9 protein-coding genes are annotated in these 13034 nt (G+C 59.4%); 6 read left to right on the top strand and 3 right to left on the bottom strand.

Annotation, left to right across the window (positions count from 1 at the left end; translation table 11 throughout):
- The first annotated feature begins 471 nt into the window (after positions 1–471).
- The 4 genes from F8N44_RS12325 to F8N44_RS12310 all read left to right on the top strand — a co-directional run bounded on the left by F8N44_RS12325 (position 472) and on the right by F8N44_RS12310 (position 3936).
- Entirely contained in the window at positions 472–1266 is a 795-nt protein-coding gene (locus F8N44_RS12325; protein ID WP_150650499.1) for a helix-turn-helix transcriptional regulator, read from the top strand.
- Positions 1267–1299: 33 nt separating this feature from the next.
- A complete protein-coding gene (locus F8N44_RS12320) occupies positions 1300–2694 on the top strand; it encodes an efflux transporter outer membrane subunit (protein ID WP_150650498.1) in 1395 nt (464 codons plus the stop codon).
- 157 nt (positions 2695–2851) lie between these two features.
- The gene (locus F8N44_RS12315; RefSeq protein WP_008079652.1) at positions 2852–3457 is read left to right on the top strand and encodes an SCO family protein; all 606 of its coding nucleotides are present in this window, start codon (positions 2852–2854) and stop codon (positions 3455–3457) included.
- Positions 3457–3936 carry a copper chaperone PCu(A)C gene (locus F8N44_RS12310; protein ID WP_150650497.1) on the top strand — a complete coding sequence of 160 codons (480 nt, stop codon included), beginning with the start codon at positions 3457–3459 and terminating at the stop codon, positions 3934–3936. Before F8N44_RS12315 ends, F8N44_RS12310 begins: the two co-directional genes overlap by 1 nt.
- Positions 3937–4014: 78 nt before the next feature.
- Here F8N44_RS12310 and F8N44_RS12305 read toward each other — a convergent pair whose 3' ends face one another.
- Together F8N44_RS12305 and F8N44_RS12300 are read right to left on the bottom strand one after the other, a co-directional pair.
- Entirely contained in the window at positions 4015–4512 is a 498-nt protein-coding gene (locus tag F8N44_RS12305) for a hypothetical protein (protein ID WP_150650496.1), read from the bottom strand.
- A gap of 128 nt (positions 4513–4640) precedes the next feature.
- Positions 4641–5657, bottom strand: coding sequence for an ABC transporter substrate-binding protein (locus F8N44_RS12300; protein ID WP_127928543.1), 1017 nt, complete (start codon positions 5655–5657; stop codon positions 4641–4643).
- A gap of 408 nt (positions 5658–6065) precedes the next feature.
- On the opposite strand from F8N44_RS12300, the gene F8N44_RS12295 reads away from it, so the two are divergent.
- Positions 6066–8276: an LTA synthase family protein gene (locus F8N44_RS12295; RefSeq protein ID WP_150650495.1), complete on the top strand. Its 2211-nt coding sequence runs from the start codon at positions 6066–6068 to the stop codon at positions 8274–8276.
- A gap of 89 nt (positions 8277–8365) precedes the next feature.
- On the opposite strand, the gene F8N44_RS12290 is transcribed toward F8N44_RS12295, so the two are convergent.
- Positions 8366–10402: a TonB-dependent receptor gene (locus tag F8N44_RS12290; RefSeq protein ID WP_150650494.1), complete on the bottom strand. Its 2037-nt coding sequence runs from the start codon at positions 10400–10402 to the stop codon at positions 8366–8368.
- Between the two features lie 335 nt (positions 10403–10737).
- On the opposite strand from F8N44_RS12290, the gene katG reads away from it, so the two are divergent.
- On the top strand, positions 10738–13008 hold the full coding sequence (gene katG / locus F8N44_RS12285) for a catalase/peroxidase HPI (RefSeq protein ID WP_150650493.1): 2271 nt from the start codon (positions 10738–10740) through the stop codon (positions 13006–13008).
- Positions 13009–13034 lie beyond the last annotated feature (26 nt).

Genomic DNA, 13034 nt, shown 5'->3' with positions numbered 1-13034 from the left:
TTTTGCCGGTATTCAAGCATCGGCCTCCGCGCCGACATGACACCTGAAACCCGGACAACCACTAGCCTCGTACGCGCCTGTCTGACGTTGCGGGCGTGTTTATCGTAGGCACTGCGCAAAAACCCGGAGAGGAAATACTGAAAAGCTTGTAGGAAAAAAGCCACATACCAGCGCCGCCATTTGCTCAAGCGCTGTCGATCAGAATTTGACTATCGCCCGGGTTTCCGGGGCCTGAGCGTGACTGAACAGTCACTCACACCGGTACACCTGTGTTCAGCGGCGTCAGAACCCCGGCGCCAACATTCAGAAATAGTGGCACTTTGTGTCCCTGTTTTCCCCTACAGACGTAGGACAAATCCATGGGCTTAAATCCCGCTCCAGATCGTGTTCAAGGAGAAATGACGGCGTGGGCGGCTTTTGCAAAGACGGCAGACGATTCAGTGAGGGTTCTGAACCAGGGATGACAAGGATATGAATCTGACCGGCAGTATTCGCAATATGGAAAACCCGCATTTCTACTGGCAACTGGGTGAGCTGATTGCAAGCACGGGCAATGACCACTTCGCCACGAACATGTTCCAGTTGGTCGACACGCTGGTGCCGGTCAACCGGGTAGATCTCAGCGAGTGGACACTGGATGAGCGACAGGCCAGCGTGGTCGACATCAAACCGTTGGGCAGCGCCGGTCTGACGCAGACCTGTGCACCGGCCGATCCGCTGGAAAGCCCCGACGATCATCCGTTGTTGCAGAAAATGATCGAGATGAACGACTCGCTGCTGATTCAGCTGCGAGCCTCGCTGCAGCCTCGGCATCCGCAACACAGCGCACACCAATGCAATCTGGTCTCGCGTACGTCCAACCGGCGTTGCGTGATTTCGTTTTACCGACCGCATACGCAACGGGTGTTTTCCCTGCCGGAGTTGTCGTTTCTAAAAAGCCTGTCCGACACCCTGCTGCCACTGATCGAACGCCACGCACAGATCAGCCGGCAGATCCTTGCCCGTCAACCGCGCCAACCCTTGGCCGAGCTGGATCAGGCGCCGCTGGCGCAAGTGTTCGATGAGCGATTGGCGCTCAGCGACATCGCCCTGTCGGTGCGCGAAAAAGAAGTCTGCCTCGGTTTGTTGACGGGCGGCACCGTGCCGCAAATGGCGGAAAAACTGCGGGTCAAAAACAGTTCGATCGAGACGTATCTCAAGCGCGCCACCGCCAAACTCGGCGTCAGTGGCCGCCATGGTCTGGCGAAATGGATGGCCGGGGCCTGAGCAAAACGCTCTCCATATGCATGAGGCAGTTCGATGTTGACGTTGCGACTTTCCCTGCTGTCCATGGCGATGCTGATGGGCGGTTGTTCATTGATTCCCGAGTATCAGCGGCCCGTTTCACCCAGTGCCGCGCAGTATCCGACAGCGACACAGGCGGCAACGCACACCGAGGACTGGCGCACGCTGTTCACTGACCCGGCGCTGCAACAGCTGATTGAAAGCGCTTTGGTCAACAACCGCGACCTGCGCGTGGCGGCACTCAACGTCGAGGCCTTTCAGGCGCAGTACCGCATTCAGCGCGCCGACCTGCTGCCGGCGGTGTCGGCCAATGCCAACGAGTTGCGCCAACGCATGCCGCCGAGCGTGACCCAAGGCAAAGCGCTGATCAATTCGACGTACTCGGTCAACCTTGGCATAAGCGCCTATGAGCTGGACTTCTTCGGCCGCGTGCGCAGCCTTAGCGAGCAGGCGTTGCAAACCTGGCTGGCGACTGAACAGGCACGGCGCAGCGCGCAATTGAGTCTGGTGGCCAACGTCGCCAACGCCTACCTGACCTGGCGCGCCGATCAGGAACTGCTGGAACTGACCCGCGACACACTCGCCGCCGACGAACAGAGCCTGCACCTGACTACGCGCAACCGCGAGGCTGGCAAGTCTTCGGCGCTGGAACAGGCCCAGGCGCAGACCAGCGTCGACAGCTCTCGGGCCAATCTGGCGCGTTATCAGCGGCAGGTTGCGCAGGACTTGAACAGCTTGACCTTGCTGGTCGGCGCACCGGTGCCGGACGCCCTGCCCGCACGTCCTCTGGCCAGCGATCTGGTGCAACAACTGCCCGCCGGTTTGCCATCGGATCTGCTGCAACGGCGCCCGGACATTCTCCAGGCCGAGTACAAACTCAAAGCAGCCAATGCCAATATCGGCGCAGCGCGGGCGGCGTTTTTCCCCAGTGTCAGCCTGACGGCGAATGCCGGCACCTCCAGTCGTGACCTGTCCGGTTTGTTCGGCGCTGGTTCCGGGGCGTGGACGTTTCAGCCGCAGATCAGTCTGCCGATTTTCAATGCTGGCAGCCTGCGCGCGAGTCTGGATTATTCAAAGTTGCAGAAAGACGTGGCCGTGGCCGAATACGAAAAATCCATTCAAACCGCCTTTCAGGAAGTCGCCGACGGCCTCGCCGCGCGCCGCACCTATCAGCAGCAATTGCAGGCGCAGCGCGATCTGGTCGAGGCCACGCAGACCTATTACAACCTCGCGCAGAATCGTTACAAGAACGGCGTCGACAGCAGCCTGACGTTCCTCGATGCGCAGCGTTCGCTGTTCAGTTCGCAACAAGGCCTGATCACCGATCGCCTCGCGCAACTGGTCGCCGAAGTCAATCTGTACACCGCGCTGGGCGGTGGCTGGAGCGTTGAAGAATCGCGCGTGCAGTGAGGCTGCCGTCACTTTTTCTTACACCTTTTGTCGCTCGATCCTGCGCCGAGTGGCGATCCGTGGCCGGCCTCTGCCTTCAGTTTGGTATCATGCGCCGCTTTTACGGTTAACCCCCCGCCAGTCCTGCTGACTGACGGGCTGCAAAAGGCGGTATTAGATGACGGCTTTGTTGACTCGCCGCAAGGTGCTTGCGGGAATGGGCGTGCTCGGGCTAGGCCTGCTCGCCGGCTGTGACACCCGCGGCCAACTGTCGTACAAGTACGGCAAGGATCTGAGTAACAAGATCATGGGGCGCACCTTCAAACTGAAGAACACCGATGGCGAAACCATGACGCTGTCGAGCTTTCGCGGCATGATGCCGATGGTGTTTTTCGGCTTCACCCAGTGCCCGGCAGTCTGCCCGACCACCCTCGCCCGCGCGGCCAAAATCAAGAAGCTGATGGGCGCTGATGGCGACCGTTTGCAGGTGATTTTCATCAGCCTCGATCCCGAGCGCGACACGCCGGAAATCCTCGACGCCTACATGAAAGCCTTCGACCCGACGTTCGTTGCGCTGTACGGCACGCTTGAGGAAACAGCGGCCACGGCCAAGGAATTCGACGTGTTCTACGAGAAAGTCCCGGCCGGCGACACGTACACCATCTCGCACACCGCCACCAGTTACGTTTACGACTCCAACGGCGGCTTGCGCCTGGGGCTGTCCACCTCGCTTTCGGCAGAACAATGCACGGAAGATTTGCTTACTGTTATGGAGGTTTGCTGATGCAACCTGTTCTGAACCACATCAAACGTGCTGTCATCGGTTTTTCTCTGCTGGGTCTGGCATTCCAGGCGACCGCAGCGACCGAAGTCGACGATGCCTGGGTCCGAGCCACCGTGCCGACCCAGTCCGCCAGCGGTGCATTCATGACCCTGACTGCCGACAGCGACAGCAAGTTGCTCAGCGTCGCCACCCCAGCAGCCCGAGACGTGCAGATCCACGAAATGAGCATGAAGAACGACGTGATGAGCATGGGCCCGGTGAAGTTCGTCGAGCTGCCGGCCGGCAAAGCCGTCAAGCTTGATCCGAACGGCTACCACGTGATGCTGATGGGCCTGACCGGTCAGCTCAAGGAAGGCGAAAGCGTGCCGCTGACCCTGACCGTGGAAAACGCCAAAGGCGAGAAAGAGACCATCGAAGTGAAAGCGCCGGTTCGCGCGCTGACTAACATGGAAGGTCACGATCACAGCAAAATGCACTGATCTGACTGAGCGGCGATAAAAAGGGGCGGCCTGATCGATGATCAGGCCGCCCTTTTTTTTGTCTTTTCTGTGCAGGCATTAACGCTTGCGGGCCAATGCCCTGCGCACGCTTTCTCGTGACATCCCCGAGCCGGAACGGCTCACGGCTTTATCTACGGGCGCCTTGGCCAACTGTTCCTTGCGCTTTTCCACCTCACGCCACTGGTAACCGAGATATCCGCCTGCCGCCACAATCCCCAGCCAACCGAACACCGAACTGACGAAGAACCACAGCCCGAGGGTGATCCATACGTTTTTCGAGGTGAATAACTTCAAGCTGTCATCGACAGGCAGCGGTTCCTCCGGTTCAACCGCTGCCTTTGTCACCGGAATTCTATGCACCCCGTCCAGATCAATGCGCCAAGCGAAGTCCGCCCCGGCCACCGGAATGTCTAGCTGATTGCCTTCAGCACGATGCACGCGAATTTCGCCATCGACGAGCGACGTGGAGCTGAAACTGATCTGGGTTTCATAGTGAATCTCGCCGTTGACCTGTGTCACGACCGTTCGTTTTTGGTCAATGCGGGTGTCGCGCATGTCGATTCCTTGAGCGTTCCACGTCGGACGACGTGCGAAGGGATAATCCGTTGGACTCGAATGCTACTGAGTGGCTTTTACGCTGTCCAGAAACAACCCACGGCGTTCCGCTCCTTGCCCCGGCGTGATCAGCTCCCCGCGCCACCATGCGCCTCTTCAAAGAAATAATCCTTCCAGCTGTCGGCCTTGTTCTTCAGCACGCCCAGTTCCTGCAATTTCTCGGCATAAATAAAGGTGCGCTGCGGCACCACGGTGAAATCGATTTCCGGGTCCTTGACGATTTGCTCGACCAGAGCCAGCGGCAACTTCGACTGCTCGACACGAATGTACGCCTGAGCCGCTGCCGGCTTATCAGCCTTGATGATCTTCTCGGCCTCGGCCAAAGCGTCGTAGAACGCCTTGTAGGTCTTCGGGTTTTCGTCGTGGAATTTTTCTGTGGTGTACAGCACGTTGAACGTCGCCTGGCCGCCGAGCACGTCGTAGGAACTCAACACTTTGTGCACGTTGGGATTCTGCAGGGCCTGATACTGGAACGGCGGGCTGGAGAAGTGCGAGTTGATTTCCGAGCCGCCGGCAATCAGCGCCGCCGTTGCATCGGGGTGCGGCAGGCTGACTGAGATGTCGTCGAACTTCTTGTATTGCGCGTCACCGAACTCCTTGGCGGTTTCGATCTGCAAGGTGCGCGACTGGAAGCCGACACCGGCGGCCGGTACGGCAATGCGGTCCTTGTCGGTGAAGTCCTTAAGCGTCTTGATGTTCGGATTGTTGGTCAGCAGATAGTTGGGCATCGAGCCCAGCGCGGCGATGGCTTTGACGTTCTGTTTGCCTTTGGTGCGATCCCACACCGTGAGCATTGGCGGCACCCCGGCAGACACCACGTCGAGCGATCCGGTGAGCAACGCTTCGTTCATCGCCGTGGCGCCGGAAATACTGTTCCAGTCGACCTTAATGTCGAGGCCCTGCTCCTTGCCGTGTTTTTCGATGAGGTTCTGATCGCGCACTACATCGAGAATCAGGTAACCGATGCCGAATTGCTGGGCGATGCTGATCTTGCCTTCGGCCTGAGCGCCGGTGCTGAACAAGGCACTCGCCGCCAGGGAAGCGGCCAACAGAGTCAGTGCGGAACGTTTGAACGGTGTGGCCATGACAACCTCGCAGCATGGGGGTGGTTTGCTGAAAGGCCTGACTTTATCGCTATAAAAAATAGAAATTAAATATCTTTATCGCATATCGATAGCACGGGTTGTTGAGCGAAACGAGGTTGCGGGCTTTTGATTCCGAAGTTGAAAAAGATCGCAGTGTTGCGCAGCTCCTGCATTGGATACCGGTGATGGTTTGGCGGCTTAAACAGCCTGAAACAATAAATCCGTCGGTGGCAATATCGCCGATTGCCGTTTGACCCGAGGGCCGATCAGGGCTGCAGCCGCGCCATCACCTTCGAGAGCTCGTGCGCCAGCACATCAGTTGCGCGTTTAAAAGGGCGATCAGACAGCCCACCCTTGATATCATCGCGCACACTTTTATGACGACTTAATGGCTGGAAGGTCTTTTTTGTGAGCGCTCTTTTTAACCGGTTGCGGCAGCCGCATGCCCGCCTCTTTTCGTTGATCTTTCTCGTGCTGATTGTGCCGGTGTGCCTGCGTGCGGCACTGGGCTGGTCAACGCCACTGGGTTATGTGTCGGATCTGGCCATCGGCAGTCTGTTGGTGGTTTTGCTGCATCGTCGTGCCTGGTGGCTGGCCTTGCCGGTGCTGGTGTTCTGGGGCTTGCTGGCCGTGGCGACCGCTGAACTGGTCAGCGCCGTCGGGCGTCTGCCGACGCCTTCGGATATTCATTACCTGATCGATCCGCAGTTCGTAGAGAACTCCACGGGTGGCGGGCTGGCGCACCCGGCGCTGGGCATCACTTTGCTGCTGGCCCTGCTGTTTTGGCTGCTGACTCAATTTGCCAGCCGTGGCACACCGCGTCCGCCCCTGCCCCGCGCTGTCTGGGGCGCGCCGCTGGTGTTGTTCGCCGCGCACTGGGGCGCGCAAAACCTGTGGCCGAGCGAAGCGGATCCGTGGCGCCAGTACAACCTGCCGCACCAGTTGCTGGCCACCGAAGTCGCCGATTTGCAGATTCAGGCCGAGGAATGGCTGGACGGCGATGTTGAAGAACCCGCTCCGGCCATGGCCGGTCTCACCGACGTCGACCTCAACGGGCAGAAACTGCTGGCCGCCCCTGGGCAAGCGCGCAACGTACTGATCATCGCGCTGGAAGGCATTCCCGGTGCCTACATCCGCGCCAACCGCGAAGCCATCGGCAGTCATTATCAGGAAGACCTGATGCCCAACCTCAGCCGCTGGGCCGAGCGCGGCATGAACACCCCGGATTACGTGCTGCATACGCACCAGACCATTCGCGGTTTGTACTCCATGCTCTGCGGCGATTACGACAAGCTCAACAACGGCACGCCCAAAGGCGTGGAGATGCTCACCCTCAACGAGCGCAATCAGGCCTGCCTGCCGGCGCAACTGCGTGAGCACGGCTTCAGCACGCACTATCTGCAAGGTGCCGGCCTGCGTTTCATGGCCAAAGACAAGATCATGCCGCACATCGGTTTCGATGCGACTCATGGCCTGGAGTGGTTCAGCAACAGCAATTATCTGGAGTTCCCGTGGGGCAAGGATGACGGGGCGTTTTTCGAAGGTGCGCTCGATTACGTCGGCCAACTGAAAAAGCAGAAACAGCCGTGGATGTTGACGCTGCTGACCGTGGGCACTCACCAGCCCTACTCCGCACCGGAGGAGTATCTGGAGCGCTATGAAACGCCCAAGCAAGCCGCCGTCGGCTACCTTGACGATGCGCTGGAGCAGTTTCTCAACGGCCTCGAGCGTCAGGGCGTTCTGAAAGACACGCTGGTGGTGATCACCTCGGACGAATCCCACGGCATCGACGGCGTGCGGCTGGCCTCTTCATGGGGCTTCAATCTGACCCTGGCGCCGGAGCATGAACAACTGCCGCGACTGAACAAGGGCGTCTACGGTCACGTCGATCTGAGCACCTCGATCCTCGACTACTTCGACCTGCCGGTGCCTTCCGCGCTAAGCGGCCGTTCGCTGTTTCGCGACTACGACAGCGGCCGCGAAATCATGTCGTTCACCAACGGCAAACTGCGTTATCACAACGGTCAGGGGATCTTCTCCGAGTGCGACATGCCGCGCCGCTGCCGCTACTACGAAAGCGCCGGCTTCATCGCCGAAAGCGCCACGTACAAAGGCAACTACAGCGGCCACCCGGCCCGGCAGATCGCTGCTCGCGCCAACGCCCTCGACCTGTCGCTGCTGCGCACGCCGCTCAATCATCGCTATCAATTCGGCAGCACCAACGTCATCCCCCTGCAAGCGCAGATCAAGGATGACTGGGCCGACAACCTGATCGGCGCGCAGTATCTGGAAATGCCCAAAGGCTCGCACACTCGCGTGCGTCTGACCGTACGTTCAGTCGACCCGCAGCAGGCGGCGTACATTCAGCTCAAGGCCAAGGAGTTTGAACAGGATGTGCAGATCGGTCTGCCGCAGGAGATGGTTGCAACCGCCGAGCAGCCGCTGGAAATGAACTTCAGCTTCGACAACCCGCAAGAGCGCAAAGCGTTTTCTTTCCATCTGCTGGGGTATGGACTGGGCGCAGTTGAAGTGACGGACTTCAGTGTGATCACTGAATTGCCGGGGCAAGAGGACATCCTCGACGACGTGCCGGATGACGACACCGCCCAATCCACCTGATCACGCCCGTGTAGGAGCTGCCGCAGACTGCGATCTTTTGCTTTTAAATCGCAGCCTGCGGCAGCTCCTACAGTGGGAATCAGTGATTATCAGAACGTCGTGCGCAAGCCGACCTGAATGCTGCGCCCTTCTGCCGGCGCAATGTCGCGCAGGATCGAACTGGCGTAACGCACGGTTTGATTGGTCAGGTTCTCGGCATTGACGAAGGCCAGCCATTGGCTCTGACCGACATCGAAGTGATACCCGACATTGGCGCCCAGCGTGGTGTAGCCGTCAGTGCTGCTTTCATTGTCCGGCACGCGATGTTGTGAACTGGCGTGTTCGACATCAATGCGCGCCTGCCATTTGTCCAGTTCCCACAGCAACCCGGTGTTCAACCGCAGCGGCGCGATGCGCGGCAAATCCTCGCCAGTGTCGAGGTTCTTCGCGCGGGTGTAGTCGCCGGACATTTCCAGCGCAAACTTGCCGTAGGCGCTTTCGCCGAGGGACCAGCGATCTTGCGCTTCAATACCACTGAAGCGCGCACGAACACCGGAGTAGGTGTATTCAGGAATACCATCGGCGTCCTCTTCACCCTCGTCATTCAGCGTTCGGCCCGTGCCGAGCAAGCCGATGTAGTTGGAGAAGTGGCTGTAGAACACACCGACACTGCCCTTGTGCGTACCATTGTCGAAGCGCAGCGCGAGATCACTGGACACGGCTTTTTCTTTCGACAGCCCGGCATCGCCGACTTCATAGGTGCCGGTCGCCACGTGGGCTCCGTTGGCGTACAGCTCATAAAATGTCGGCGCACGTTCGGTGTAGCCCAACGTCGCGGCCACCGACCAGATCGGCGTCAGCGTGTACACCGCACCGGACGACAGACTGCCAGCGGTGAAACTGCTGGAGCGATCGGCGTTGGCAAAGCGCTCATTGCCCTTGGCATCCGGATCGACCGTGGTGTGCTCAAGGCGTCCGCCGAGGGTGAACAGCAGTCGGTCGCTGGCTTGCAACTCTTCCAGAATGAACAGCGCACTGGCATCGGTATCGGTCTGCGGCACGAATGCTTCTTCGCCGAGTGCCGAGAACTCGTTGCGGCTGACCTGCGCACCGATTACCCCATTGAACGGCCCCAACGGCTGGTGCCGCGCCTCGACCCGCGCCTCGTAACCTTTGTTCTTGAACGTGGTGCCGACCTCGCCACCTTCGATTTCGCGATGCTCGTAATCGGTGTAACCCGCATCCAGTTTGATCGAACTGAACGGCCCGTCGAGATTGCGTATCTCCGAGGCGAAGGCGTAGTGCTCTTGTTGCATGCGGATGCGCACATCTTGTTCAGCGGGCGAACCGTAATTGGAATCGTAGTTGCTGTAGGACAGGCCAGCGTATCCGTCATCCCAAGTGTAAGACCCGCCCACTGCGCCGCCGTCCTGACGACCATCACTGTTGGCCAGGCGATGTTTTTTCGAATCGCCGTCGTCGTTCGCGCGTTCGCGGCTGGTTTTCGCGTAGCCGGGGATTTTCAGGTCATTGAACTCGCGGGCACTGGCGTCCAGATGCAAGGCGAATTGACCGTTGCCAGCTTCGAGTTTGCCGGCGCTGCTGCGCGTGGTGTCGGCACCGCCGTAGCGCAACTCACCGGCGCCGTGGATACCGTCGATAGCCTCGGTCGGAATGCGGTTATCGAAGGTGTTGACCACCCCGCCAATGGCACTACCGCCGTACAGCAGCGCTGCCGGGCCACGGACGATTTCAACGCGCTCGACATTGACCGGGTCCAGCGGCACGGCGTGATCGTAAGACAGCGACGAGGCATCCAGTGCGCCGACGCCATTGCGCAAGATACGGATGCGATCACCGTCCTGACCGCGAATGATCGGCCGGCTCGCTCCAGGCCCGAAGTACGACGAGGACACGCCGGGTTGCTTGTTCAGGGTTTCGCCGAGGCTGCCCTTCTGTTGGAACGTGAGGTCGTCGCCGCTGAGCACCGTCGAGGGCGACGCGAGTGTCTGGCTGCCGAGCGGATTGCCGGTGATGACTTGCGGTTGCAGTTCGAGGGTGTCAGCGGCGAACACCGGGGATGCAAAAAGCAGCGCGGCGGCCAACGGATTGAGGCGTCGTTGCAGGGGTTTAGAACGGGCAGGCATTGCAGAATTTCCATGCGCTGAAAAGTGAGGATCGCTGCCAGCGTTTTTCTTTAACGCTGGTAGAAACAGAATGAAACGAATTTTATGTTATACAATAACATTTCTTCCTGTCATCCCGATTTTCACTTTTTGTTTTTTTGCAGAGGCTCAACCACGCATGTTTCCAGCAGGTAGCCGCTATCGGCTGATCCGTGAAGCGCTCCGAAAAACGCTGAAAGACTTTGCCTATCAGCGCCCAATAGTCGGCCTATTAGCTGACTCTCCAAGTCGGGTCTAGCCTTACTAGTCCGAAGTCGGCACGAGCCGGCCGTAGCAGACCTGATAAGGACCCGAACATGGCAAACGAATCGAAATGCCCGTTCAACCACGCCGCCGGTGGTGGTACGACGAACCGTGACTGGTGGCCGAATCAACTCAACCTGAAAATCCTGAGTCAGCACTCGCCCAAGTCCGATCCGTTGGGCAAGGACTTCGACTACGCCAAAGCCTTCAAGAGCCTCGACTTTCAAGCCCTGAAACAAGACCTCAACGCCCTGATGACCGACTCCCAGGACTGGTGGCCGGCCGACTTCGGCCACTACGGCCCCCTCTTCATCCGTATGGCCTGGCACAGCGCCGGCACCTATCGCACCGCCGATGGCCGTGGTGGCGCCGGCTCCGGTCAGCAACGTTTTGCGCCGCTGAACAGCTGGCCGGACAACGTCAGCCTCGACAAGGCCCGGCGCCTGCTGTGGCCGATCAAGCAGAAATATGGCCGCAATATTTCCTGGGCTGATCTGATCGTTCTGACCGGTAACGTCGCGCTGGAATCCATGGGCTTCAAGACCTTCGGTTTCTCCGGTGGCCGCCCCGATGTGTGGGAGCCGGACGAAGATGTGTACTGGGGTTCGGAAACCGAGTGGCTCGGCGGCGATAACCGTTACGGCAAGAGCAACGGCCCGGTGCAGGAGCCCGGCGACGGCACGCTGGTGGCGGAACCGGATCTGCATGGCCGCGAAGAAAGCCGCACCGATCAGGGCGAGCGCAACCTGGAAAATCCCCTCGCCGCCGTGCAAATGGGCCTGATCTACGTGAATCCGGAAGGCCCTGAAGGCAATCCGGATCCAGTGGCCTCGGCCAAGGACATCCGCGAAACCTTCGGCCGCATGGCCATGAACGACGAGGAAACCGTCGCGTTGATCGCTGGCGGTCACGCCTTCGGTAAAACCCACGGCGCCGGACCTGCGGACAATGTCGGCCCCGAGCCGGAAGCGGCAGGCCTCGAAGAACAAGGCCTCGGCTGGCGCAACGCGTTCGGCACCGGCAAGGGCGCCGACACCATCACCAGTGGCCTGGAAGTGACCTGGACCACTACACCGACGAAGTGGAGTAACAACTATCTGGAAAACCTGTTCGGCTTCGAGTGGGAACTGACCAAAAGCCCGGCCGGTGCACACCAGTGGATACCGAAAAACGGCGCCGGTGCCGGCACCGTCCCTCATGCTCACGACTCGAACAAGAAGCTCTCGCCGACCATGCTGACGTCCGATCTGGCGCTGCGTTTCGATCCAGCGTATGAGCAGATTTCGCGTCGATTCCTGGCCAATCCCGATCAACTCGCCGACGCGTTTGCCCGCGCCTGGTACAAGCTGATCCATCGCGACATGGGTCCGCTCTCGCGCTATCTCGGCCCGGAACTGCCAAACGAAGAACTGCTGTGGCAGGATCCGATTCCAGATGTTACTCACCCGTTGATCGACGACAGCGATGCGGCTGCGCTAAAAGGCAAAATCCTCGCGTCAGGGCTTTCGGTGTCACAACTGGTCTCCACCGCTTGGGCAGCACTCTCGACGTTCCGCGGTTCAGACAAGCGAGGCGGCGCCAATGGCGGTCGTCTGCGTTTGGCACCGCAGAAGTTCTGGCAGGCCAACCAGCCGGAGCAACTGGCCAAAGTGCTGCAAACCCTTGAGGGCATTCAGGGCGAGTTCAATGACGGTGGTGCTGGCAAGAAAGTCTCGTTGGCAGACCTGATCGTATTGGCGGGGAATGCCGGGGTCGAACAAGCGGCGAAAAACGCCGGTCACTCGATTAGCGTGCCGTTTAATCCCGGACGCACGGATGCCACTCAGGAGCAAACCGACGTCGACTCCTTTGGCTTCCTTGAGCCGGCTGCCGATGGTTTCCGCAACTACAGCAAAGGCAAATACACCGTTTCGGCCGAAGCACTGCTGATCGACAAGGCACAACTGCTCACCCTCACTGCACCGGAAATGACAGTGCTGCTGGGTGGTCTGCGGGTGTTGAATACTAACGTCGGGCAGACGCGGCATGGCGTGTTCACCGACAAAACCGAAGCGCTGACCAACGACTTCTTCACCAACCTGCTGGACATGGGCGTGGAGTGGAAGCCGACTTCGAGGGATGCGGATGAGTTCGAGGGACGTGACCGTAAAACCGGTAGCGTGAAATGGACGGCGACGCGGGTGGATCTGGTGTTTGGTTCCAATGCGCAGCTAAGGGCGTTGGCTGAGGTGTATGCCAGTTCGGATGCGAAGGAGCAGTTCGTTAAGGACTTTGTTGCGGCGTGGACGAAGGTCACCAACCTCGACCGTTTCGACCTGAAGTAACTTTTAGTCAATAAAAACGCCGCATT

It is taken from the genome of Pseudomonas fluorescens, from assembly GCF_902497745.1.
In the GTDB taxonomy this organism is placed as follows: domain Bacteria; phylum Pseudomonadota; class Gammaproteobacteria; order Pseudomonadales; family Pseudomonadaceae; genus Aquipseudomonas; species Aquipseudomonas fluorescens_BM.
The sequence above is the reverse complement of the archived record's forward strand: the minus strand, read 5'-3'. Positions and strand labels throughout refer to the sequence as shown.